Raw genomic sequence first — 23,235 nt, 5'->3', positions numbered from 1 at the left:
TCCCGCAAGGGAGTGAGGATATGCCCGCCGGACGCATCCGCGTTTCGGCGGGCTTTCTTTTGTCCGCAGGCTATCATGACATGCCGCCGGACGAGAAAAAGTCGCGCATTTATATCAGAAAAGCGCTTGACCGACTCTCCATCCCCGCCTATCTGCGGCCTCCCAAGCGGGTCACCGCTCAGGATTGATGCCCGATCCTCTAATGGTAAGAGAGCGGACTCTGACTCCGTCAATCAAGGTTCGAGTCCTTGTCGGGCATCCAAATTCCAATCAAATTGGTCGCTTAATTCTTGCCCTTTCACTTTTGCCGTGCATGATCGCGGCAAATCGGGAGATGGATATGGCGACGTTTACCGGAAATCCCAACACGAACGATAATTTCGTTGGCACCGACGAAGATGATATTTTCATCTTTAAATCGAGTGACCTGAATGAATTCGATCATGTATCCGGCGGCGGCGGCTTCAATACGTTGCGTATCAGCGGATCGGGTGGCCTTTCGGGGCATTTGGCGGGCGTCAGTGGTATCAACCGTCTTGTCCTGGAAACGCCAGGCCTCGCGATACAGTTGCGCGACTCCATAATCTCCAAGACGAAGCCCTCCGGCAATTATCTGGAAGTCATCGGATCGTCCGGCGCCCATCAGGTCGATGGGCGTTTCCTGAGCGGCAATTACGCACTGGATTACACCGCAGGCAACAATGCCGGTGCGAGAGTGGATGTCATTGGCGGGGCAGGCACTGACTTTTTCCGGTTCCGCGCAGAGGATCTGGACGGTGACTGGATCGACGGCCAGGGCAACACTTCGGGCAAGGACACGTTGTTCATCACCACACCGGGCGTTCTGGTCGATCACGCCCTGCGCTATGTGCAGAATATCGAGCGGATCGTCTTGAGCGACGGCACCAATGGCCTCAAGCTCATCAATGGGCGTGGCGGCTCTTATGTCGATGTGGAAGGCGGATCAGGTAACGACAGTATCGATGCCTCCAACTATATGGGAGCAGTCAATTTCATTTCCGGCGGCGGCCTCGACACACTGATCGGCTCGGCCTCCAGAGACACTTTCACCTTTGCGGCTGAGGAACTCGACGGGGACATTGTACAGGGCAATGGCGGATTCGAAGACATTCTGATCCTGACCACGGCCGGAACCATCGCATACGACGCCTTGGCCAATGTGAAAGGGATCGAGCGCATCATTCTGGCCAATGGCGTCAATAACATCGCGCTGCATAACAATATGACGTTCGACCTGCCCAATGGCGTGATATCGATCATGGGCGGCACCGAAAGCGACACGATCGATGGATCAGCCATTTCCCGAGGAACCAGCCTGTCAATCGTCGGCAACGGCGGTGGCGACTGGATCGTCGGGGGGCGTGGCAATGACAGCATTACCTTGCTGGCTGACGCACATAATATCGTCGATGGCGGCGACGGCGTGGACACGCTGACCATCCAGAACACGGCAGCGCCCATGAACGGCGCCACTCTTCTGACAGACGTCTCTGCCGTAGAGAATATCATCATCCGCGGGTCCGACACCGTTACATTGCACAATGATAATTTCGACGGCATCGCCATGGCGCGAATCGCTGTCACCGCGCAGAATGTCGACGGGTCCGGTCTGACCGCCGATCATTGGGTCGACTTCACCGTCGCCTATGATGGTACCGTCCGCGGCGGCGCAGGCAATGATATGTTCCGCGTCGCCTATTTTGGCGTAGGCATCGATGGCTTCGTCACCCCGACCATCTACGGCAATGGCGGCGCCGATACGCTTTATGTGACCGCTTCCAATGCCACCATCAATGCCAATCATCTGGCCAATGTGCGGGGCATCGAAACCTTCATCCTCGCAGGCGGCAACAACAGCCTGACCCTGAGCGACGCCATATTCCGCGATGTCGGCGGGCGGCAGATCACCGTAATGGGCAATGCCGGGAACGACATTATCGATGGATCGGCCCTGTCCTCACTTAATTCCATCCAGGTAACGTCGCATATCGGGCTGGACACGCTGATCGGCGGCGCGGGCAACGACATCTTTCATTTCATGGCGGAAAAGCTGGATGGCGATACAGTCATCGGCAATGGCGGCTATGACACGCTGTCGATCGGCACCGCCGGCACCGTCACCGCAGATGCGCTGCGCAATGTCAGCGGGGTCGAGCGGATCATGCTGGCGGTCGGGCAGAACAGCATCGCCTTGACCGATGCCAATGTGGTCGGCCTCGGCAACAGTCGCATGGAGATATGGAGCCAGTTCGGGAGCGACAGCGTGGATGCCTCCGCTTTGAGCCGCAGCTATGGCATCGATACCCGCAGCGGCAATGGAGAGGACAGCCTGACCGGTGGCGCAGGCACCGACATTTTCCGTTTCGCCATCTCCGAATTGAACAGCGGCGACAGCGTTTCGGGCGGCGGCTGGGCAGACCAGTTGATCCTGAGCGGCAGCGGCAGCCTGGACGGGGACGACCTGTCGGGGGTGCGCGGCGTCGAAACCTTCATCCTGTCCGGTGGGCCGGCGCAGATCATACTGACCGACAGCCTGTTTCGCGACATCGGCGGCGGCCGGATTACCATACAGGGCAGCAGCAACGCGGACAGGATCGATGGCAGCAGCCTGAGCGCGGGCCATTCCATCCTGGCGGTGGGCGGCAACGACATCGACCATATCATCGGTGGTGCGGGCAACGACCGGCTTCAGGGCGGCGCCGGCGCCGATATTTTGACCGGCGGTGGCGGCCGCGACCAGTTCGTCTGGAACGCTGCCAGCGAGGGCGGCGACAGCATCCTGGATTTCGTCGTCGGGCAGGACCAGTTGATGTTCAACGCTGCAGCCTTCGGTGTGAACGGGGCCGCCCTGGACGTCCGCTCCACTGATGCAGCGGGCGACCTGAGCACGACCGACCTGCTGGTCTATGACGGCATATTGGATGATGCTGCTGCCGTGCGCACCTTGCTTGGCGACAATGACAGCATTGTCGACGCCGGGATGTTCGTCGTCGCACGCGATGCGGACGATCACAGCGTCCTTTACTATACCGCCAGCGCGGACGGCAGCGCCGCCGATGCCACGGTCCATATGATCGCCGACCTGGGTTCGATCGCGCCGGCCAGCCTGGGCCTCAGCGACTTCCTGATCGGCTGATCCACCACGCGGCGGCCGCCTGGTTCAGCCGGCCGCCGACAGTTGCACCGCCACAGCCTCCGCCACCTTGATGCCGTCGATCGCGGCGGAGAGGATCCCGCCGGCATAGCCCGCCCCCTCCCCGGCCGGATAGAGGCCGGCGACGTTGAGGCTCTGGAAATCCTTGCCGCGGGTGATGCGGATCGGGGAAGAGGTGCGCGTCTCCACTCCGGTCATCACCGCGTCGGGATGGTCATAATGGGCGATCTGCCGGCCAAAGGCGGGCAGCGCCTCATGGAAAGCCTCGATCACATAGTCGGGCAGGCAGAGCGACAGGTCGGTCGGGGTCACGCCCGGCTTGTAGGAGGGCACGACCTCGCCAAGCTGGGTCGAAGGTCTGCGCGCGAGGAAGTCCCCGACGGTCTGGCCCGGCGCCCGGTAGGAAGAGCCGCCCGCCTGATAGGCGAGGCTTTCCCAATGGCGCTGGAGCGCGATGCCGGCCAGAGGCCCATCCGGATAATCCTTCGCCGGGTCGATGCCGACCACCAGCCCGGAATTGGCGTTGAATTCGGCGCGGCTATATTGGCTCATGCCGTTGGTGACGACGCGCCCTTCCTCCGATGTGGCGGCGACGACCCGGCCGCCAGGGCACATGCAGAAACTGTAGACGGTGCGGCCATTGGCGCAATGATGGGCGAGGCTGTAGGCCGCCGCACCCAGATCGGGATGGCCGGCGCAATTGCCATAGCGGGCGCGATCGACCCAGCTTTGCGGATGTTCGATCCGCACGCCGATGGAAAAGGGCTTGGCTTCGATATGGACGCCGCGCGCGTGCAGCATCTCGAAGGTCGGGCGGGCGCTATGGCCGACCGCCAGCACGACATGGTCGCTTTCGATCACGCTGCCGTCATGCAGCACGATGCCGCGCAGTTTCTGCGTGCCATCCCCCTGTCGTTCCAGCACCAGATCGTCGACGCGATGCTGCCAGCGATATTCGCCGCCCAGCGCCTCGATCTGCTTGCGCATCGCCTCCACCATGGAAACGAGGCGGAAGGTGCCGATATGGGGATGCGCTTCCCAGAGGATATCGTCCGGCGCGCCGGCCGCAACGAACTCCTCCAGCACCTTGCGCCCCAGGAAGCGCGGGTCCTTCACCCGGCAATAGAGCTTGCCGTCGGAGAAGGTGCCCGCCCCGCCCTCTCCGAACTGGACATTGCTGTCCGGGTTCAGTTCGGCCCGACGCCACAGGCCCCAGGTATCCTTGGTCCGTTCGCGCACCACCTTGCCGCGATCGAGGATGATGGGTTTGAACCCCATCTGGGCAAGGATCAGGCCCGCGAACAGGCCACAGGGCCCGGCGCCGATCACGACGGGGCGCTGGCCCTGCCAGCCATCGGGCGCATGGGTGACGAATTTATAGCTGGTGTCCGGGGTCGGGCGGACATCATGATCGTCGGCGAAACGGGCCAGCACGGCCGCCTCGTCTACGACGTCAACATCCATCGTATAGACCAGCAGGATGGCGGAACGGCGGCGGGCGTCATTGCCACGCCGGACAAGGCTATGCCCGCGCAGCTCATGCGGTTCCAGGCCAAGACGGGCGCAAATGGCGGCGGGCATCGCCTCGGCCGGATGGTCGAGGGGCAGTTTCAGGCCGGAAAGACGGATCATGGCTGCGCCATAGTCTTTCGCGGCCTGAAAATAAACTAGGCCCGCCGCATCCGCCCGAACAGCCATTCGCCGGCCAGTGCCACGATCATGCTGAGACCGGTCAGCGGAAAGAGCAGGCCGAGGCCGAGCATCAATCCCCCGACCATGCGCCCGATGCCCGGCGGTGCCGGCGGCGGCGTGGCAAAGCGGCGCTTCCACCAGAGGATCGGCGCAGTCAGGCAAAGCGCCAGCAAACAAAGGCAACCCGCCAGCATCAGCAGTCGGTTCGCTTCGCCATATTGCTGGCCCTGATGGGTGGCGACTCCCCATTCGACCGCCCTTGCTCCGCGCCCGAACTGGCGCCAGTCGACATCCTGCACCACCGCGCCGGTGCCCGCATCGATGGTGATGGCGCGGGCATCGTCGGCGCGGGCGGTCAGCGCCGTCACGAGATAAGGCGCACCGGGGCTGGCCGGCAAAAACAGCTGGTAGCCAGCGGCAAGGCCATGGCGCGCCGCGATCCGCGCAACGGCATCGACGCCAATGTCGCCCATGCTGCTGGTCGGTGCGTCGCCCTCCCGCAGGGTCCAGGGCAAGGCCTGTTTTGCGGGCGGCGCCCAGGGATTGACCTTCATGGCCGGGCGGCCCGCACCATTGGCGGCGATGATTGCACGTAGTCCGCCGCCCCAGACATCAGTCCAGGGCATGCCGGTCACCGCCAGGAACAGGATCACGCCGGCCGACAGGAAGCCGAGCGTGCCATGAACATCGCGCCAGAAAAGCCGCCCACCGGCCCGGCCCCGGATCGCCAGCGCCGGGCTGCCGTGCCGGGGCCAACGGAGGTAAAGGCCAGTGATGCAGAGCAGGATCGCCCAGCCCGCCGCCACCTCCACCAGCCGGTTGCCGATCGGGCCTGTCAGGGCAAGGCTGTGCAGGTCGCGCACCGTCTGCATGACGCCACCATCGCACATCTGGCCCAGCACGCGCCCGTCATATGGGTTGATGAACGTCGCTGTCGTCCCGCTCGTCACGCGCCAGCTTTCGTCGCTCCGGGCAGGCACCAGCAACTGGGTCGCCGGCGCTCCACTCCCCTGTACTGCGGCGATGACGCGAGAGGGCGACAACGGACGGGCATCCGGCGGCGCGGCAATCCGCACCGGGTAGAACCACGCCTCCAGTTCCGGCTTGTAGAGATAGAGGGCACCGGTCACCGCCATCAGCGCCAGCACCGGCAGGACGATGAGGCCAGCATAGAAATGCCAGCGCCACATTGCCCGATACAGGGCGCCCTCCATCAGAAACGCACCCGTACGCCGGCATAGACGGCGCGACGTTCGACCGGGTAGAAGATCGCGCGACTGGCTGGCGCAAGCGCAGCGTAGTTCACGACCGCGCTGATATCGCCAATGGCGCGCTCGTCCGTCAGGTTACGGGCGTCGAGGAACAGCGTGATGCCATCGCGCACCTGCGCCTGCGCGCCGAGGTTAAGCAGCGCATAGCTGCCGACCCGCTTGCTATTGGCATAATCGACCCAGGCACCCTGCGGCAGCCATTCGACCGCCGGCGAGACGCTGAGCCGATCCGTGCCCAGCTTCAGTTCCGCGCGATAGAAATGGCGCGGCACCACCGGCAGGCGGTTGTCGCCAAATTGGACGTCATTGCGGAATCGGAAATCGCTATATTGATAGACCTGTCGGAGACTGGCCCATGGCGTCAGGGTCAGGTCCAGCCCGACCTCCAGCCCCTGATGCCGGGTGCGGCCGGCATTGAAGGTGGCGGCCGGGATAGTGCCCGCGACCACGCTATATTGCAGCATCTCGCCCTGTATGTCGGCACGATAAAGGCTGATGTCCCAGGCGGCGATGCCCCGCCGGCCACGCGTACCGATCTCCGCCGTCCATGCCTTTTGCAGGCTGACCGGGGTGAAACCCGGCGCGCCGCCGACCGGCGTCTGGCTGAGTTCGCCAAAGCCCGGCATTTCGATCGAACGGCTGTAGTTGGCGTAGAATTGCAGACTTTCGGCCGGTTGATAAAGCAGGCCCAGCCTGGGCGCGAAACTGTCGAAGCTGGCTTCGCCGCTGCGCGCCGGGACAAGGCGATTGACGATAGTCCGTTCTCCATGGCTGTAGAGGCCGCCGGCGATCAGCCAGAGATTCGCCACCGGCGCGATCCGCGCTTCGCCATAGCTGTTGATGGTCTGCGCCTTTTGCAGTGCATGAGCGGTCAGCGCACCGGGCCTGCCGTTCAGATTGACGAACTGGCGCGCGTGCGTGCGGCCGAAGCGGGCCTGACTGCCCAGCGTCAGCGCCACCGGCATGCCAGCAAGATCGCCCGTCAGGTCGAGGCTGGCGAAGACTCCGCGATCCTCCGAGTTCTGATCGATCAACTGGTAGATGGGGTGGGATAGCGCCTTGGCATTATAAAAAAGACCGAAGGCCAGCCTGCCATGGACAAGGTCGACCGTCGTGCGGTTCTGGAGCCGGATCGAATCGATGTCGCGGGCCTGATCGCCCGTGAAATTGCCTTTGCCGGGATTGGTCAGCGCGTCCGCCTCGCTCAGCGCCCCGGCGAGGTTCTGGCGGATCGTCTGCGCGCTGGCGTAAAAGCGGGTTTCGACGCCTTCCCCCAGTGTCAGCCCGACATTGCCGTTGAGGCGCAGCGCCTTGCGGTCACCATGGGCGCGGTCGCTGTCGGACCGGTCGCCTGAGACAGCGAGATAGACATCTCCGCGATCGTCCGCATGACCATAGGCGATCTTGCCGCGCAACGTATCGAAGCTGCCGCCGTCGAGGCGGACCTCCGCGCCCGGCATGCTGCGCCCGGTCGGCGTCACCGCGTTGATCGCCCCGCCCAGCGTCGATCCGCCGAAGCGTAGCGCATTGCCGCCGCGATAGACCTCCAGATGCTGAAAGACCTGCGGGTCCAATTCCTGAAAATCGCCATTATCGTCGGCGCTGTTGATGGGGATGCCGTCCTGCAACAGGGTGAGGCCGCGCATATGATAGCCGCGCGACAGGCCGGAGCCACGGATGGAAATGCGCACCTCCTGCCCGAAGCGCGGCTGGGTATAGACGCCGGGAGAAAAGGCCAGCGCATCGCGCAGCGAGACGGCCGCCTTGTTCGCGAAGTCGTCGGCGGCGACGACATCGACGCCGCCGGGGGTCTGCTGGACGCGTGCGGCCGCTTCCTCGACAATTGGGCTGGCGGTGACGATAATAGCACTTTGTTCGGCCTCCTCGGCGAAGGCGGGAGCGGCGGACAGGGCAAGGGTCAGGGCGCACAGCGGCAGGCTGTGCGCGACAGGGTGATGACGCATGGATGGAATGACTTTCTGAAAGACAAGGCGCAATCGCTTCGCCTCGAAAGGCTGCGATCTGCTCAGATTTGCCCTACCTCCGTTCGCCCTGAGCCTGTCGAAGGGCAGTCCTTGTCCGCAAGGTCGCGAAGAAGAACGAGGCTTCGACAGGCTCGGCCCGAACGGACCTGGGAGCTTGTGACGTTCAGAAAGTGGCGGGCGGCCCCAGCGATGGTGGCGGTGGCGCGGCCAAGCGTGCGATCAGCCCCGTCTTGAGCGCGAAGGCGATCGGCCCGAACGCCAGTTGCCAGGCCGGCAGCGGCAGGTCGGCTACGATCAGCGGGGGCACCACCGGTTGCACCGAAGCCGCGAAGGGGCAATGCTGCTGCCCGGTCATGCCATCGTCGGAATGATGGCCATCCTTGTCCGGCGCAGTGCCGCGCGGCACGACGACATTGACCGGACCGGTCCCGGTACAAAGCGTCACCACGACGCCCCGTTCGGTGCGCACCGGCATGAAGCCGGACGGTGCGATCAACTGGATGGCGAGCACGAGCAGAGCCAGCGCCGCCAGCAGCGCGCGCGCCTTCTCCGACTGTCTGATCGCCCCCATCATGCCGCAGCCGTAGCGGCGGCAGCCTGCCCTGTCACCCAGACAAAAGGTCCAAGTGATCGCCGCACTCACCTTGACGTAAACGTAAAGTCTATTTACATCTCCTGCCATGAACACGCGCAGCAGCATCGCCGGCATCGAACTGCCCGACCATAGCGAACGGCAGAGCTATACGATCACCGACCTGTCCGAGGAGTTCGGGGTCACTGCCCGCGCGCTGCGTTTCTATGAGGATGAAGGGCTGATCTCGCCGGAACGGCAGGGGTTGGCTCGCATCTATTCGCGCCGCGACCGTGCCCGCCTTGCCTGGATATTGCGTGGCAAGCGGGTGGGGTTCAGCCTGACCGAAATTCGCGAGATGATCGACCTGTATGACGCGGACGAGGCGCATGAAGCGCAGCGCCGCGTCACGGTGGACAAGTGCAAGGCGCGAATCGATCTGCTGACCCGTCAGAAGGACGATATCGACGCTGCGATCGCCGAACTGGCCAGCTTCGTGGCAACCATCGAACAGAAATAATCCCCTGCCCCGTCGCCGGGGTACCAGAATATATATCAGGAGAAGATCATGCCCAGCTATGCCGCCCCCGTCCGCGACACCCGTTTCGTACTGGACCATATCGTCGGGCTGGATCGCTATGCCAACCTGCCCGGTTTCGAAAATGCCACGCCCGATCTGGTCGAGGCGATCCTGACCGAAGGCGGCAAGATGGCGGCCGAAGTCCTGTTCCCACTGAACGCGGTGGGTGACAAGGAAGGCTGCACCCGCCACCCCGATGGCAGCGTGACCACCCCGACCGGCTTCAAGGCCGCGTTCGACCAGTTCGTCGCCGGTGGCTGGACCACGATCCATGGTCCGGTGGAATTTGGCGGTCAGGGCCTGCCCACCGTGCTGGCAACGGCGGTGGACGAATATGTGCTGTCGGCCAATCAGGCGTTCGAAATGTATCATGGCCTGACCGCCGGCGCGGTCGCGGCGCTGATCGCCAAGGGCAGCGACGAGCTGCAACAGCGTTACATCCCCAAGATGGTGTCGGGCGAATGGACCGGTACGATGAACCTGACTGAGCCGCATTGCGGCACGGATCTCGGCCTCATCAAGACCAAGGCGGTGCCGCAGGCCGATGGCAGCTACAGCATCACCGGCACGAAGATCTTCATTTCGGCGGGCGAGCATGACCTGTCGGAAAATATCATCCACCTCGTCCTGGCCAAGACGCCCGATGCGCCGGAAGGCAGCAAGGGCATTTCGCTGTTCGTGGTGCCGAAATATTTCGTGGGCGACGATGGCGTACCGGGCGACCGCAACGCCGTGTCCTGCGGATCGATCGAGCACAAGATGGGCATTCATGGCAACGCCACCTGCGTCATGAATTATGACGGCGCGACCGGCTGGATCGTGGGCGAGGAGAATAAGGGTCTGGCCGCGATGTTCATCATGATGAACGCGGCGCGGCTGGGCGTGGGCCTGCAAGGGCTGGCGCAGTCCGAAATCGCGTTCCAGAACGCCGTCCATTATGCGAAGGATCGCCGTCAGGGCCGCGCGCTGACCGGCCCCAAGGAGCCGAACGAAAAGGCCGACACGCTGTTCGTCCATCCCGACGTACGCCGCATGCTGATGGAGGCCAAGTCCATCACCGAAGGACTGCGCGCCCTCATCCTGTGGACGGCCTTGCAGGTCGACCTCGCCCATCATGCCGCCACCGAGGAAGAGCGTCAGGCGGCGGACGACATGCTCCAGCTCCTGACCCCGGTGGTGAAGGGCTATGGCACCGACAAGGGTTTCGACGTCGCCGTCGCCTGCCAGCAGGTATTTGGCGGCCATGGCTATATCTGGGAAAATGGCGTGGAGCAGTATGTCCGCGACGCGCGCATCGCCCAGATTTACGAAGGCACCAATGGCGTGCAGGCGATGGACCTTGTCGGCCGCAAGCTGCCGATGAACGGCGGACGCGCGCTCCAGGCCTTCCTGAAGATGGTGGGCGAGGACGTCGCGACCGCCAAGACTGACGAGAAACTGGCGCCGATCGCCGAGGCGCTGGAAAAGGCCAGCGGCCAGTTGGGCGCGGCGACCATGTGGCTGATGCAGAATGCGATGAAGAACCCCGAACATGCCGGGGCCGGCGCGCATCATTATATGCACATCCTTGGCATCGTCGCGACGGGCCTGATGTGGCTGCGCATGGGCAAGGCCGCCACCGCGCTGATCGCGGCGGGCGAAGGCGACGCCAAATATCTGGAAGCCAAGCTGGTGACCGCGCGCTTCTTTGCCGAGCGGATCATGCCCGATGCGGGATCGCTGCGGCGGAAGATCGAGGGCGGCGCGGACGCGCTGATGGCGCTCGATCCGGACATGTTCCTGGCCGCCTGATCGGGCCAGCCAGATTGCAGGTGCGAGGGGCGGTCCGTTGGGCCGCCCTTTTCGCATCCGGATTATGCCGCGAGCGGCAGCTCTTCTTCGGCCGGAACCGGGGTCACATCGTCGGCGACAGGCGCCTTGGTCTTGTTGAGCGCGGCAATGTAACGCTCGGCAGAGACGACGTCGCGGCGATAGGAGAAATAGAGCGAAAGCAGGGAAAACATCACGGTGCCTTTGTTGCAATTTGCTGCGTTGCAGCATCGCAGCCTATCTGGGCTTCTGCGGGTGCTTTCGCAAATGCAATGCGGGCGAGGGCGATTGCAGGAAATGTATCTTCCTCGCCCTGTACAGGCCAGCGGTGATGAACGCTGGAAAATCAACATCCGTTTTCCCTGAGCCTGTCGAAGGGCGTCACTGCTCCGGAAGGCGAGACTTTCAAAAAGGAGCGGGGCTTCGACAGGCTCAGCCCGAACGGATGTGGGGAACCAGGCAATTTGGAAGACACCCGGCTCTCCCTTCGAATGCACTGGATGGCGGCGGCTATCTAGCAATCGTTCGGACACGCCACTAGCATTCCGACATGAGCAATCCGTCACCCGCAGCCGCCACCGCCCCCTCTTCCTCCCGCACGCTGGGCCTTGCCGCCTGCATCGCGCTTGTGATGGGCAATATGATCGGTTCTGGCGTGTTCCTGCTGCCTGCATCGCTCGCGCCGTTCGGCTGGGACGCGGTGGCGGGGTGGGTGTTCACCATCGCCGGGTCGCTGGTGCTGGCCTTCGTCATCGCCCGGCTGACCGTAGCCATGCCGGACGCCAATGCGTCGCAGATGATCGCGCGCGCCTATGGACCGCTGGCGGGCTTTGCGATCGGGTGGATCTACTGGATCTCGATCATCATCACCAATGTCACCATTGCCGTGGCGGCGACCGCGAACCTCAGCAGCATCCTGCCGGCGCTGACAAAGCCCGGTCTTGGCGCGCTCTGCTCCATCGCCTTCCTCTGGGCGATGACCGGCATCAACCTGATCGGCGCGCGGGCGGCGGGCATGACACAGATCGCCACCACTTGCATCAAGCTGATCCCGATCGCAGTCGTGCTGATATTGCTGGCCATCATCCTGGGCAATGGCAGCGCGCAGGTCGAACCCTTTCCAGCGCGGGGCCTCACAGGCGCGGGCATCACCGCATCGGCGGCATTGACGCTCTGGGCGCTGCTCGGTTTCGAATCGGCAAGCGTGGCGGCGGACAAGGTGCGCGATCCCGCGCGCACCATCCCGCGCGCGACGTTGATCGGCACGGCGGCGACCGGCCTTATCTATCTGGTCGTCTGTTCCGGCATCGCCCTGACGCTGCCGGCGGCGGAGACGCAAACCGGCTCCCCCTTCGGCGCCTTCGTCAGCCATTACTGGTCACCGGGGCCGGCCCGCTTCATCGCGATTTTCGTGGTCGTCAGTTGCCTCGGCGCGCTCAATGGCTGGACGCTGTTGCAGGGCGAAGTGCCGCTGGCGATGGCACGCGCGGGCGAACTGCCCCGCTGGTTGGCTGTCACGGATGCAAAGGGTACGCCAGTACGCGGACTGGTCCTGTCCACCCTGCTCGCCAGCCTGATGCTGGTGGCGAACAGTTTGCAGGGGTTGGTGGCGCTGTTCACCGCCATGGCGCTGCTGGCGACGTCGGCGACCCTGTGGCTCTATGTCGGCTGCGCGCTGGCAAGCTTGCGATTCCGGCTGGTGGTGCCGGCCGCGATCATCGGCCTTGGTTATGCACTCTGGACGCTATGGGGCGCGGGTGTGGAAGCCAGCGGATCGAGCATCCTGCTGATGCTGGCGGGCCTGCCCTTCTACTGGTGGGCGCGGCGGGGAGGTAAGGCGTTATAAATCATCCGTTCGGTTCGAGCCTGTCGAGAACTGTTCTCGATACGCCTTCTCGACTTCGCTCGAAGGCTACTCGAACCGAACGGATTTTTTAGGGAAACTTAATCCCCCCACATTTCCTTGAGCTTGGAGAAGAAGCCGGTCGATTGCGGGCATTCTTCGCCGGTTTCCGTCTCGCGGAAGGCTTCCAGCAATTCCTTCTGCTTGGCGGTCAGCTTGGTCGGCGTTTCCACCTCGATCTGGATGACCAGATCGCCCTGCCCGCGCCCGTTCAGCACCGGCATACCGCCGCCGCGCTGCTTGAGTTGCTTGCCCGACTGGATGCCGCTCGGGATCTTGATCTCGTGCCGGATGCCATCAAGGCCCGGTACTTCGATCACCCCGCCCAGCGCCGCCGTGGTGAAGCTGACCGGCGCACGGCAGAACAGCGTGGTGCCGTCGCGTTCGAAGATCGCGTGCCGCTTTACATGCAGGAAGATGTAGAGGTCGCCCGCCGGCGCACCGCGCGCGCCAGCCTCGCCCTCGCCCGACAGGCGGATGCGGGTGCCTTCATCGACGCCGGCCGGAATATTGACCGACAGGCTCTTGGGCTTGTCCACGCGCCCTTCGCCCCGGCAGGAGCGGCAGGGGCTTTCGATCACCTGGCCCGCGCCATGGCAGGCCGGACAGGTGCGTTCGACCACGAAGAAGCCCTGCTGCGCCCGCACCTGACCATGACCATGGCAGGTGCCGCAGGTCTTGACCCCGGTGCCGGGCTGCGCGCCCGATCCTTCGCAACTGTCGCAGGCCGCCGACACATCGATCGCAATCTCGGTCTTCTTGCCATGATAGGCTTCGTCGAGCGTGATCTCCATGTCGTAGCGCAGGTCGGCGCCGCGCCGGTTGGCCTGACGCCCGCCGCCGCCCTGCCCGCCGAAACCGGACTGGCCGAAAATCGTCTCGAAAATATCGCCAAGGTCGGAAAAGCCGCCCGCGCCGCCACGGAAACCGCCGCCGCCCCCGCCACCCTGCTGTTGCTGGGTGTAGGCAGCATGGCCGAACCGGTCATAGGCCGCGCGCTTCTGCGGATCTTTCAGGCACTCATAGGCCTCGGACACGGATTTGAACTTGGCTTCGCTGTCGGTGCAGCCCCCGGTCCGGTCCGGGTGATATTTCATTGCCAGCTTGCGATAGGCGCTCTTGATCTGCGCGCCATCGGCGGTGCGCTCGATTTCGAGCAGCTCGTAATAATCAACTTCGGTGGTCATAGAGGCCCCCGCCTGCGCCGCCCATCACCCCGAACAAAAGCAGGGTAACGGGCGGCGGGCATAGTTTTACGCCTTGTTGTTTTCGTCGACTTCCGAGAATTCGGCGTCGACGACATCGTCATCGGCCTTGGGCGCATCGGCACCCGGAGCCGCCGCTTCCGACTGCTCCTTCTCGTAGATCGCCTGACCGAGCTTCATGGCGACCGTGGCGAGTTCCTGCGCCTTGGTCTTCATGGCTTCGGCGTCGCCGCCCTCGATGGCGCTCTTGGTCGCGGCGATCGCGGTTTCGATCTCGCCCTTCAGCGAGGCGTCGACCTTGTCACCATGTTCGGCCAGTTGCGCTTCGGTCGTGTGGACCAGGCTTTCGGCGTTGTTCTTGGCTTCGGCCGCTTCGCGACGCTTCTTGTCGTCCTCGGCAAAGCGTTCGGCATCCTTGACCATCTGATCGATGTCCGAGTCGCTAAGGCCACCCGACGCCTGGATGCGGATCTGCTGTTCCTTGCCGGTGCCCTTGTCCTTGGCGGACACGTTGACGAGGCCGTTGGCGTCGATGTCGAAGGTGACTTCGATCTGCGGCACGCCGCGCGGTGCGGGCGGGATGCCGAGCAGGTCGAACTGGCCGAGGATCTTGTTGTCCGCCGCCATTTCACGCTCGCCCTGGAACACGCGGATCGTCACCGCCTGCTGATTGTCGTCGGCGGTCGAATAGACTTGGCTCTTCTTGGCGGGGATGGTGGTGTTGCGGTCGATCATGCGGGTGAACACGCCACCCAGCGTTTCGATGCCCAGCGACAGCGGGGTCACGTCGAGCAGCAGCACGTCCTTGACGTCGCCCTGCAACACGCCGGCCTGAATTGCGGCGCCCATGGCCACGACTTCGTCCGGGTTCACGCCGGTATGCGGTTCCTTGCCGAAGAATTCCTTCACGGCTTCGCGCACCTTGGGCATGCGGGTCATGCCGCCGACCAGAACGACTTCGCTGATCTCGCTGGCCGAAACCCCGGCGTCCGCCATCGCCTTCTTGCACGGTTCCATCGTGCGCTTGATGAGGTCGGCGACAAGGCGTTCCAGATCGGCGCGGGTGATGGTCTTCACTAGATGCTTGGGACCATTCTGGTCGGCGGTGATGAAGGGCAGGTTGACTTCGGTCGTCTGGGCCGAGGACAGCTCGATCTTCGCCTTTTCAGCGGCTTCCTTCAGACGCTGGAGGGCCAGCTTGTCCTTGGTCAGGTCGATGCTTTCCGCCTTCTTGAAGTCGGCGGCCAGATATTCCACCAGCTTGGCGTCGAAATCTTCGCCGCCCAGGAAGGTGTCGCCGTTGGTCGACTTCACTTCGAACACGCCGTCGCCGATTTCGAGGATCGAAATGTCGAAGGTGCCGCCGCCAAGGTCATAGACGGCAATGGTCTTGCCGTCCTGCTTGTCGAGGCCATAGGCCAGCGCCGCCGCGGTCGGCTCGTTGATGATGCGCAGCACTTCCAGGCCGGCGATCTGGCCGGCATCCTTGGTCGCCTGACGCTGGGCGTCGTTGAAGTAAGCGGGAACGGTGATGACCGCCTGCGTCACGGTTTCGCCGAGATAGGATTCGGCGGTTTCCTTCATCTTCTGAAGGATGAAGGCGCTGATCTGCGACGGGCTGTAATCCTCGCCACCGGCCTTGACCCAGGCGTCGCCGTTCGGGCCCTTCGCGATGTCATAGGGGACGAGTTCCATGTCCTTCTTGGTCAACGGATCGTCGAAGCGGCGGCCGATCAGGCGCTTCACCGCGAAAATCGTGTTGTCCGGATTGGTGACCGCCTGGCGCTTGGCCGGCTGACCGATCAGACGCTCGCCATCCTTGGCGAAGGCGACGATCGAAGGGGTGGTCCGTGCCCCTTCCGCATTTTCGATGACCTTGGGCTTGCCGCCGTCCATCACAGCGATGCAGCTGTTGGTGGTGCCAAGGTCAATACCGATTACTTTTGCCATCTCTTCCTCTTGTAACCCCAAAATACTCAGCGGTTGACGGCCCATACCTCACTAAAGCGCCAAGGCAAGGCCGGTTTGCAGGAGGGATATAGGCGCGGTTGCGCTTGGCACAAGACGCTGGGACGATTAGCGTCGGGATCGACCGGAAACGAGACAAGTTATGGAGTGTCGGATGCACGCGCGCTTTGCCCTTTTTACCCCCCTTGCATCGCTTCTGGCGCCCCTTGCCCTCAGCGCCTGCGGCGACCCCGCGCCATCCTATATCGACCAGGCCTGGGTCCGGCTGTCGCCCAACAAGGATATGCCTGCGGCCGGCTATTTCGTCGTGCATGGCGGCGATGCGGGCGTGCAGCTGCGCGGCGTGCTGACCGACTATGCGCTCAAGGTCGAGATGCACGAGACGATCAGCAAGGATGGCATGACCACGATGGAGCGGGTCGAAAGCGCCGATGTGCCGCCCAAGGGGCAGGTCGCCTTCGCGCCGGGCGGCAAGCATCTGATGATCTGGGGCATCAATGACACGGCGATCAGCCGGGGCAAGATGCAGTTCACTTTCCTGATGGGCAATGGCGACCGGTTGCTGGTGGACGCGGTGATCCGCAAGCCGGAAGCGGCTGGCACGCCCAAGCCCGCCGACAACGCGGCACCCAGCACGCCTCAACATTGACCAGCCGCGCGCTGACGCAGCAGGAGGCGGCACTGGCCCGGACCATGTTCGGGTCGGCGATCGACTATGGCCGGGTGCGGGTGCATGACCGCAAATGGTGGCCGTTCCAGCCCAAGGGCGTGACCATGGCGCCTGACGGCGACCTGTGGTTCCACCCGGACGGCGGCCTGTTCTGCGCCGATTTCTGTGACAGCCCGCTGCACATACAGGGGCATTTTATCCATGAGATGACCCATGTGTGGCAAGCACAGCGATCGGGCAAATATTGGCTACCGCTGATGCGCCACCCCTTTTGCCGCTACGGCTATGATGTCGTGCCGGGCAAGCCGTTCGCGCGCTATGGCATCGAGCAGCAGGCGGAAATCGTGCGCCATGCATTTTTGCTGCGGCAGGGCGTCGCGGTGGCGGGCAAGCCGGGGGTGGATGTGTATGAGGCGCTGCTGCCGTTTTGAGGGTGAGCAGGGCTGATTTGGGTGGTTAGCGGAACGTCGGTTATCAGCCAAAATTGGGGTAAAGCTGACACTGGCATTTGCCGAACTGCTGTGGCAATCAAAACCCCATGTTCATGCGTGGCAATCGAACTTTCTGGATTTTGAACACAGCGCTTCTGGCCGCTACGGCGGTGGCCGTCCAGTATCGCCCGCTAGCCATCTTAAGCGTTATACTCATCGCGGCAGGAACTGCGTATTGGATCGTAGGTGGTATTTTGAACCGATCGCGTTTTCATGCGGTATTGGGAAGCGGATGGTTGGAGGGTGAAATCGGAATATATGCAACGTTCGCGTTGTGGGGAGGGGTTGCAATAGCTGTCGTCTGGACGGAGGCGGCGCAGACCATGCCCTTGTTCGGTTTCATAAAAGCATTAGTGATACCCGGCGCAGTAGGGATGATAGTATCGCAACTTCCGCTTACGAGAATGTTTGGCCAGGGGTATTAACGTCGGATTTGGTCGCTTCCAGATCCGAATGTCCGTTCACCCTGAGCCTGTCGAAGCCTGTCCTGAGCGACGCCGCAGGCGGCGTCGAAGGGGGCCGCGCTTTTCTTCCAACATAAGCCCAAAAGAAAGAGCAGGGCTTCGACAAGCTCAGCCCGAACGGATGTGGGGCGTCCGAGCAGGATCGAAGAAAGCCACTCCCTCCTCACCACGCCCCTGCCAGCATCCCCTCCAGCAGCCCCGCGAAGTCCAAGCCGTCGGCGCGGGCGGCGATGGCGGACAGGCAGTCCTGATCGTCGCGACCGGGACGGCCGGGACCGGTCATGTTGGGCTTCATGTTGAGGTCGAACAGCTTGTAGTCGCCGCCCGCATCCGCGCGGCAATCGATGCGGATGACGGCGCGCGCGCCGACCAGCGCCGCCGCCCGGACGCAGGCCTCCAGCATCGCCTGTACGATGGGGGACGCCAGTTCCGCTGCGTCGATCGCCACGCTGTTGGCGGTCACGGCGACGTCGCCATTATAGGGGGCCACGCCGTCCTTCTGGTTGAAGCGGCGCACGGGGCGCAGTGCGCGATAGGCGCCGTCGACCGGCGGCATCACCGTCACCGTGACCTCCTCCCCGGCCAGATATTCCTCGACGATCAGCGTGTCGCCGAACTTCGCGTCGGCAATCAGGCCGGTTGCCGCCGCCAGCAGCGCTGCCAGATCGGCGACTCGCGTGACGCCCTGGCTGCCCCGCCCGCGCACTGGCTTGACGATCAGCGGGAAGGTCAGGCCAGCCTCGGCCAATGCCGTCTCCACATCGGCCAGCGCCCGGACGCCAGGACGCGCCGCCTGCGCCATCAGGAAGGAGCGCGCGACCGGCAGGCCCGCCGCCGCCAGCATCCGGTTGGTGGCGAACTTGTCGTCATAGCGCTGCATCAGTGTCGGTAGCTGCCCGACGATCCGTACCTGTCCCAGCACCGCCTCCAGCGGATGCCCTTCGAACAACACGCTGTTCGCCCACAGAATCGTCGCGCCCGCGGCGATCGCCTCTGCGATGCCTTCGGCCGTATCCGGGAAGACCCAGTCGAGTGGCCGGGCCGGATCGGGGTCGGCCACCGGGGTCAGCACGACATGCCCCTGCCCGCGCAGGACGAAGCCGATATCCGCGCCGCCATCGGAATAGCCGCCGGGCTTGGCATCCTTGCGCAGACCATCGATCACCGGCGGGGGCAGCGCCTGATAGAGGATGGCGATCATGTCCTGCTGCTGCGTCATACTGTCTGCAAATCCCTGAAACGAAAAAGGGGGTCAGCCCTGCGGCCAACCCCCTTCATCAATCATGCCTGGAAACCCAAAGCCTTAATATACGCGCGCCTTCGGCTTCACATATTCGGCTTCGTCGGTCATCGTATAGTCGTGGACCGGACGATAATCGAGCGTCACCTTGCCGCCCGAGCCACCCCAGCCTTCGAACCAGCTGATCGTGTGCTTCATCCAGTTTTCGTCGTCGCGGTTCGGGAAATCCTCATGCGCATGGGCGCCGCGCGATTCCTTGCGGGCTTCGGCGCCTTCCATCGTGCAGATGGCCTGGCTCATCAGGTTGTCGAGTTCCAGCGTCTCGATGAGGTCGGTGTTCCAGATCAGCGAACGGTCGCTGACCTTCACATCCTGAAGCCGCTTGTTGACCGCCTGCATCTGGGTGACGCCTTCGGCCAGCAGCGCGCTGTCGCGGAACACGGCGGCATGCTTCTGCATGGTGCGCTGCATGTCCATGCGGATGTCCGCCGTCGGCGTGCTGCCCTTCGCATTGCGATAATGGTCGAGGCGGCTGAGCGCCAGATCGGCGGCATCGGCCGGCAGCGCCTTGTGCGGGGCGTTGGGCTTGAGGTTGTCCTTGAGGAACAGGCCGGTGGCGCGGCCGAACACGACAAGGTCGATCAGCGAATTGGAGCCAAGGCGGTTCGCGCCATGGACCGACACGCAGGCCGCTTCGCCGACCGCGAACAGGCCCTTGACGATGACTTCCGGATCGTCGCCGACCTTGGTCACCACCTGCCCGTGATAGTTACAGGGAATGCCGCCCATATTGTAATGGACGGTCGGCGTCACCGGCAGCGGCTGGCGGGTCAGGTCGACACCGGCAAAGATCTTGCCGCTTTCGGTGATGCCCGGCAGGCGTTCGGCCAGCACCTTGGGATCGATATGGTCGAGGTGCAGGAAGATATGATCCTTATGCTCGCCGACACCGCGCCCTTCGCGCATTTCCATCGCCATAGACCGCGACACGACGTCGCGCGACGCCAGATCCTTCGCCGACGGGGCATAGCGTTCCATGAAACGCTCGCCTTCGGAGTTGGTCAGGTAGCCGCCCTCGCCACGCGCGCCTTCGGTGATGAGCACGCCCGCGCCATAGATGCCGGTCGGGTGGAACTGAACAAACTCCAGATCCTGCAGCGGCAGGCCCGCGCGCAGCACCATGCCGCCGCCGTCGCCGGTGCAGCTATGGGCCGAGGTGGCGGAGAAATAGGCGCGACCATAGCCGCCCGTCGCCAGCACGACCGCATGACTGCGGAAGCGGTGGATGCTGCCATCTTCCATACAGATGGCGATGACGCCACGGCACTCGCCATTTTCCATGATGAGGTCGATGGCGAAATATTCGATGTAGAAGTCGGCATCATACTTCAGGCTCTGCTGATACAGAGCGTGCAGCATGGCGTGACCGGTACGGTCTGCCGCGGCACAGGTGCGCTGCACCGGCGGGCCGGCGCCCATATTCTGCATATGGCCGCCGAAAGGACGCTGATAGATCGTCCCATCCTCGTTGCGGCTGAACGGCACGCCGGCATGTTCCAGCTCGATCACGGCGGCGGGCGCTTCGCGCACCATATATTCGATCGCGTCCTGGTCACCCAGCCAGTCCGACCCCTTGACGGTGTCGTACATGTGCCAGGTCCAGTGGTCGGGGCTGTTGTTGCCCAGCGAGGCGGCGATGCCGCCCTGCGCCGCGACGGTATGGCTGCGGGTCGGGAACAGCTTGGTGATGCAGGCGGTCTTGAGGCCCGCTTCGGCGCTACCCATGGTCGCGCGCAGGCCCGAGCCGCCAGCGCCCACCACGACGGTGTCGTAGGTGTGGTCGATGATCTTATAGGCTTCGGTCATTACTTGACGATCCCGATGAAGGCGATCTTGGCGATCGCGAAGACGCCCGCGGCGGCACCGCCAAAGGCATAGAAGTTGAGCAGCAGCATGGAGAAGAAGGCCAGACCCTTGTCATGGACATAATCCTCCAGCATCACCTGCATGCCGAGGCGCAGATGCATGAAGATGCTGACCACCATCAGCATCAGCGGCACCGCGACCAGCGGATTGTGAATCCAGCTGACGACGCTTTCATAGTCGAGGCCGGGCAGGCTGATGAGGCTGAACAGCAGCCACAGCACCAGCAGCAGGTTGCCGACCGCGCTGTAGCGCTGCGCCAGCCAGTGATGCGCGCCATGCTTGGCCGAGCCAAGACCACGGACGCGGCCGATTCCGGTTCCGGTACCCATCAGAATTTCCCCAGGCAGATCGCGGCCCAGAAGGCCAGCGTGGCGAGCGTGGACAGGACAAAGGTCAGCACCGACCACAGCTTGTTGTTCTTCAGCTCATAGCCCGCGCCCATATCGAGCACGAAGTGGCGAAGGCCGGAGAAGAGGTGCTGGAAGAAGAACCAGGACAGGCCCGCCATCACCAGATAACCGATCGGCGACGTCGCGCATGCGACGAAGGTCGCATAGGCTTCCGGTCCGGTCGCAGCGGCCATCAGCCACCAGATGAGGCCCAGTGCGCCGGCGGTCGCCAGACCGTTGCCCGTCACGCGGTGCATGATGGAGACGGCCATGGCCGGCCCCCATTTCCAGATCGTCAAATGCGGCGAGAGTGGCCGGCTGGTGGAACGCGCCATGTCTACCCTAGTCCTTAGATACTTGTCCCTGAGTCCGCTCCCCTTAGGAGCGAAGCGCCACAAGGGCAAGCCGCGGAAGGCTACAGAAAGTTGCTGACGCTTTTCCACGAAAGGACAGCAGGCATAAGAAGTGATTAACCAACCCACGCTAATGATCGAACGCGAACCGATCACGTCATCAGCAAGGGCCGTTCCCTCATGCCGTCCAGTCTTTCTCCCGCCACCATTGCACCGGACTATATGGCGGACGTCGACCCCACCGGCGCGATCGCCAGCGCCGCGCGCGAGGTCGGCGAACTGATCGAGAAGGATCTGGGCAGCGTCGGCGCTGTTTTTTTCGCGACCTATATGCGTGAAACCGGACTTCAGGACCGGCTGGGCCGCACCATCATCAACCGGATCGAGCAGGAAGCCGATCGCTATGTCCGTGAAAAACTGCTGCATTTTGCGGAAGGACGCTGGGCACAATCGGCCGCCGACTGCGTGCGCCATGCCCGCAAGCATGATGTATCGATACGGGCGGTGATGACGGCCGTAGCCGCCGCGAATGAACGGGTTACCGATCTGATCTGGGAATGTTGCCATGATGACGAGGCCCGTTGCCGCAAGCTGCTGGGCATGATGGTGCATATCGCGATGATCGATTCGGGCTTCATGAGCAATGTCCTGTCTTCCGACCAGGCCGAGGCGCAGCGCGCCGAGCGCCAGCGCTACGGCACCTTGTTCGAACAGCGGATCGTCGGCGAGATCGACGGCGCGTCGAAGCTGGGCGAATCGCTGCGCGAACAGGCCAAGGATGCGTCGGCAGCCACCCGTGGCATGCTGGGCAAGGCGTCCGAAGTCGCCGCCGCTGCCGAACAATCCGCACTTGCCATGCGCGAAGCCGCCCGCACATCCGCCGGCCTGATCCGCGCAATCGAGGATGCCCGCACCGAAGTCGAAAGCTCCGCCGAAGTCGCGCGCCGCGCTTCGACCCAGTCGGGCGACGCCGTGGCCATGTCGGCCACCCTGTCCGAACATGCCAAATCGATCGAATCGATCCTGGGCCTGATCCGCGACATTGCCGGGCAAACCAATTTGCTCGCCCTCAACGCCACGATCGAAGCCGCCCGCGCCGGCGATGCCGGCCGTGGCTTCGCCGTCGTCGCACAGGAGGTGAAGAGCCTCGCCAACCAGACCGCTCGTGCCACCGACGAGATTGCCAGCAAGATCGCCGATATCCAGGCATCGACTCGCCAGTCTGTCGAGACGAACGAGCGCATTCGCGACACGGTGGGCGAAGTGCAGGCCAGCGCCGAACGCATCCGGCACGCCATGGACGCTCAGGCACAGACCGTGACCATGATTACTGCTGCCGTGGATGAAACCGCGCTGGCCGCCGATTCGATGTCGACGACCATTTCGGCGATCCGCCAGGACACCGAAGTCGTGGCATCGGAAATCGACCAGCTGGAACGCGGCTTCGTCAGCGTCGAGGGCAAGCTCGCCAGCCTGCGCCATGCCTCGTCCGACTTCGGGCGACAGGTGGCCTGACGCTTCCCCTGCCCCCGCCGCTGGTCTA

At 63.6% G+C, this 23,235-nt stretch carries 19 protein-coding genes and 1 tRNA gene; 9 read left to right on the top strand and 11 right to left on the bottom strand.

What is annotated here, in order from left to right; genetic code table 11:
* The first annotated feature begins 20 nt into the window (after positions 1-20).
* The 3 genes from ACNHGR_RS17855 to ACNHGR_RS17845 all read left to right on the top strand — a co-directional run bounded on the left by ACNHGR_RS17855 (position 21) and on the right by ACNHGR_RS17845 (position 3,157).
* Positions 21-188 (top strand): hypothetical protein, encoded by a 168-nt coding sequence (locus ACNHGR_RS17855; protein ID WP_475287800.1) that lies wholly within the window; start codon positions 21-23, stop codon positions 186-188.
* Positions 189-262: transfer RNA gene (locus ACNHGR_RS17850), tRNA-Gln, on the top strand.
* A 78-nt stretch (positions 263-340) separates the two neighbouring features.
* The gene (locus tag ACNHGR_RS17845) at positions 341-3,157 is read left to right on the top strand and encodes a hypothetical protein (RefSeq protein WP_475287798.1); all 2,817 of its coding nucleotides are present in this window, start codon (positions 341-343) and stop codon (positions 3,155-3,157) included.
* A 24-nt stretch (positions 3,158-3,181) separates the two neighbouring features.
* Here ACNHGR_RS17845 and ACNHGR_RS17840 read toward each other — a convergent pair whose 3' ends face one another.
* The 4 genes from ACNHGR_RS17840 to ACNHGR_RS17825 all read right to left on the bottom strand — a co-directional run bounded on the left by ACNHGR_RS17840 (position 3,182) and on the right by ACNHGR_RS17825 (position 8,697).
* Positions 3,182-4,807: an NAD(P)/FAD-dependent oxidoreductase gene (locus ACNHGR_RS17840; RefSeq protein WP_475287797.1), complete on the bottom strand. Its 1,626-nt coding sequence runs from the start codon at positions 4,805-4,807 to the stop codon at positions 3,182-3,184.
* A 35-nt stretch (positions 4,808-4,842) separates the two neighbouring features.
* Positions 4,843-6,081 (bottom strand): PepSY-associated TM helix domain-containing protein, encoded by a 1,239-nt coding sequence (locus tag ACNHGR_RS17835; protein WP_475287795.1) that lies wholly within the window; start codon positions 6,079-6,081, stop codon positions 4,843-4,845.
* Positions 6,081-8,102: a TonB-dependent receptor family protein gene (locus ACNHGR_RS17830; RefSeq protein ID WP_475287793.1), complete on the bottom strand. Its 2,022-nt coding sequence runs from the start codon at positions 8,100-8,102 to the stop codon at positions 6,081-6,083. Before ACNHGR_RS17830 ends, ACNHGR_RS17835 begins: the two co-directional genes overlap by 1 nt.
* A gap of 184 nt (positions 8,103-8,286) precedes the next feature.
* The gene (locus ACNHGR_RS17825) at positions 8,287-8,697 is read right to left on the bottom strand and encodes a DUF2946 family protein (RefSeq protein ID WP_184269974.1); all 411 of its coding nucleotides are present in this window, start codon (positions 8,695-8,697) and stop codon (positions 8,287-8,289) included.
* Positions 8,698-8,803: 106 nt separating this feature from the next.
* Here ACNHGR_RS17825 and ACNHGR_RS17820 point away from each other — a divergent pair, with 106 nt between their 5' ends.
* Positions 8,804-9,214 carry a MerR family transcriptional regulator gene (locus ACNHGR_RS17820; protein WP_184269972.1) on the top strand — a complete coding sequence of 137 codons (411 nt, stop codon included), beginning with the start codon at positions 8,804-8,806 and terminating at the stop codon, positions 9,212-9,214.
* A 48-nt stretch (positions 9,215-9,262) separates the two neighbouring features.
* Complete coding sequence (locus tag ACNHGR_RS17815) at positions 9,263-11,065, top strand: acyl-CoA dehydrogenase C-terminal domain-containing protein (RefSeq protein ID WP_475287790.1); 1,803 nt, start codon at positions 9,263-9,265, stop codon at positions 11,063-11,065.
* 62 nt (positions 11,066-11,127) lie between these two features.
* Here ACNHGR_RS17815 and ACNHGR_RS17810 read toward each other — a convergent pair whose 3' ends face one another.
* Positions 11,128-11,277 (bottom strand): hypothetical protein, encoded by a 150-nt coding sequence (locus ACNHGR_RS17810; protein WP_184269968.1) that lies wholly within the window; start codon positions 11,275-11,277, stop codon positions 11,128-11,130.
* A gap of 356 nt (positions 11,278-11,633) precedes the next feature.
* On the opposite strand from ACNHGR_RS17810, the gene ACNHGR_RS17805 reads away from it, so the two are divergent.
* A complete protein-coding gene (locus ACNHGR_RS17805) occupies positions 11,634-12,929 on the top strand; it encodes an amino acid permease (protein ID WP_475287789.1) in 1,296 nt (431 codons plus the stop codon).
* A gap of 98 nt (positions 12,930-13,027) precedes the next feature.
* Here ACNHGR_RS17805 and dnaJ read toward each other — a convergent pair whose 3' ends face one another.
* Together dnaJ and dnaK are read right to left on the bottom strand one after the other, a co-directional pair.
* Positions 13,028-14,173, bottom strand: coding sequence for a molecular chaperone DnaJ (gene dnaJ, locus ACNHGR_RS17800; protein ID WP_475287787.1), 1,146 nt, complete (start codon positions 14,171-14,173; stop codon positions 13,028-13,030).
* A 66-nt stretch (positions 14,174-14,239) separates the two neighbouring features.
* Positions 14,240-16,141: a molecular chaperone DnaK gene (gene dnaK / locus ACNHGR_RS17795; protein WP_475287785.1), complete on the bottom strand. Its 1,902-nt coding sequence runs from the start codon at positions 16,139-16,141 to the stop codon at positions 14,240-14,242.
* A 172-nt stretch (positions 16,142-16,313) separates the two neighbouring features.
* Here dnaK and ACNHGR_RS17790 point away from each other — a divergent pair, with 172 nt between their 5' ends.
* Both ACNHGR_RS17790 and ACNHGR_RS17785 read left to right on the top strand, forming a co-directional pair.
* Positions 16,314-16,808 carry a copper chaperone PCu(A)C gene (locus ACNHGR_RS17790; protein ID WP_475287783.1) on the top strand — a complete coding sequence of 165 codons (495 nt, stop codon included), beginning with the start codon at positions 16,314-16,316 and terminating at the stop codon, positions 16,806-16,808.
* Positions 16,805-17,260 carry a vgr related protein gene (locus tag ACNHGR_RS17785; protein WP_475287781.1) on the top strand — a complete coding sequence of 152 codons (456 nt, stop codon included), beginning with the start codon at positions 16,805-16,807 and terminating at the stop codon, positions 17,258-17,260. The genes ACNHGR_RS17790 and ACNHGR_RS17785 overlap by 4 nt, the downstream gene beginning before the upstream one ends.
* Positions 17,261-17,947: 687 nt before the next feature.
* Here ACNHGR_RS17785 and ACNHGR_RS17780 read toward each other — a convergent pair.
* From ACNHGR_RS17780 to sdhC, 4 genes are all read right to left on the bottom strand, one after another.
* Positions 17,948-19,003, bottom strand: a complete 1,056-nt coding sequence (locus tag ACNHGR_RS17780; protein WP_475287780.1) for a D-alanine--D-alanine ligase family protein — start codon at positions 19,001-19,003, stop codon at positions 17,948-17,950.
* An 84-nt stretch (positions 19,004-19,087) separates the two neighbouring features.
* Positions 19,088-20,890 carry a succinate dehydrogenase flavoprotein subunit gene (gene sdhA / locus ACNHGR_RS17775; RefSeq protein WP_184269951.1) on the bottom strand — a complete coding sequence of 601 codons (1,803 nt, stop codon included), beginning with the start codon at positions 20,888-20,890 and terminating at the stop codon, positions 19,088-19,090.
* Entirely contained in the window at positions 20,890-21,279 is a 390-nt protein-coding gene (gene sdhD / locus ACNHGR_RS17770; protein ID WP_184269949.1) for a succinate dehydrogenase, hydrophobic membrane anchor protein, read from the bottom strand. The genes sdhA and sdhD overlap by 1 nt, the downstream gene beginning before the upstream one ends.
* A complete protein-coding gene (sdhC, locus tag ACNHGR_RS17765) occupies positions 21,279-21,674 on the bottom strand; it encodes a succinate dehydrogenase, cytochrome b556 subunit (RefSeq protein WP_184269947.1) in 396 nt (131 codons plus the stop codon). The genes sdhD and sdhC overlap by 1 nt, the downstream gene beginning before the upstream one ends.
* 198 nt (positions 21,675-21,872) lie before the next feature.
* Between sdhC and ACNHGR_RS17760 the strand changes: the two genes are divergently transcribed.
* The gene (locus ACNHGR_RS17760; protein ID WP_184269945.1) at positions 21,873-23,207 is read left to right on the top strand and encodes a methyl-accepting chemotaxis protein; all 1,335 of its coding nucleotides are present in this window, start codon (positions 21,873-21,875) and stop codon (positions 23,205-23,207) included.
* Positions 23,208-23,235 lie beyond the last annotated feature (28 nt).

Source organism: Sphingobium sp. RS1 (genome assembly GCF_056156825.1).
This window is presented reverse-complemented; position numbering and strand designations above follow the sequence as displayed.

Excerpts from the sequence above, each read along its gene's own strand:
- ACNHGR_RS17855 (WP_475287800.1), top strand. The coding sequence starts at position 21 with ATGCCCGCCGGACGCATCCGCGTTTCGGCGGGCTTTCTTTTGTCCGCA.
- ACNHGR_RS17845 (WP_475287798.1), top strand. The coding sequence starts at position 341 with ATGGCGACGTTTACCGGAAATCCCAACACGAACGATAATTTCGTTGGC.
- ACNHGR_RS17840 (WP_475287797.1), bottom strand. The coding sequence starts at position 4,807 with ATGATCCGTCTTTCCGGCCTGAAACTGCCCCTCGACCATCCGGCCGAG.
- ACNHGR_RS17835 (WP_475287795.1), bottom strand. The coding sequence starts at position 6,081 with ATGGAGGGCGCCCTGTATCGGGCAATGTGGCGCTGGCATTTCTATGCT.
- ACNHGR_RS17830 (WP_475287793.1), bottom strand. The coding sequence starts at position 8,102 with ATGCGTCATCACCCTGTCGCGCACAGCCTGCCGCTGTGCGCCCTGACC.
- ACNHGR_RS17825 (WP_184269974.1), bottom strand. The coding sequence starts at position 8,697 with ATGATGGGGGCGATCAGACAGTCGGAGAAGGCGCGCGCGCTGCTGGCG.
- ACNHGR_RS17820 (WP_184269972.1), top strand. The coding sequence starts at position 8,804 with ATGAACACGCGCAGCAGCATCGCCGGCATCGAACTGCCCGACCATAGC.
- ACNHGR_RS17815 (WP_475287790.1), top strand. The coding sequence starts at position 9,263 with ATGCCCAGCTATGCCGCCCCCGTCCGCGACACCCGTTTCGTACTGGAC.
- ACNHGR_RS17810 (WP_184269968.1), bottom strand. The coding sequence starts at position 11,277 with ATGTTTTCCCTGCTTTCGCTCTATTTCTCCTATCGCCGCGACGTCGTC.
- ACNHGR_RS17805 (WP_475287789.1), top strand. The coding sequence starts at position 11,634 with ATGAGCAATCCGTCACCCGCAGCCGCCACCGCCCCCTCTTCCTCCCGC.
- dnaJ (WP_475287787.1), bottom strand. The coding sequence starts at position 14,173 with ATGACCACCGAAGTTGATTATTACGAGCTGCTCGAAATCGAGCGCACC.
- dnaK (WP_475287785.1), bottom strand. The coding sequence starts at position 16,141 with ATGGCAAAAGTAATCGGTATTGACCTTGGCACCACCAACAGCTGCATC.
- ACNHGR_RS17790 (WP_475287783.1), top strand. The coding sequence starts at position 16,314 with ATGCACGCGCGCTTTGCCCTTTTTACCCCCCTTGCATCGCTTCTGGCG.
- ACNHGR_RS17780 (WP_475287780.1), bottom strand. The coding sequence starts at position 19,003 with ATGACGCAGCAGCAGGACATGATCGCCATCCTCTATCAGGCGCTGCCC.
- sdhA (WP_184269951.1), bottom strand. The coding sequence starts at position 20,890 with ATGACCGAAGCCTATAAGATCATCGACCACACCTACGACACCGTCGTG.
- sdhD (WP_184269949.1), bottom strand. The coding sequence starts at position 21,279 with ATGGGTACCGGAACCGGAATCGGCCGCGTCCGTGGTCTTGGCTCGGCC.
- sdhC (WP_184269947.1), bottom strand. The coding sequence starts at position 21,674 with ATGGCGCGTTCCACCAGCCGGCCACTCTCGCCGCATTTGACGATCTGG.
- ACNHGR_RS17760 (WP_184269945.1), top strand. The coding sequence starts at position 21,873 with ATGCCGTCCAGTCTTTCTCCCGCCACCATTGCACCGGACTATATGGCG.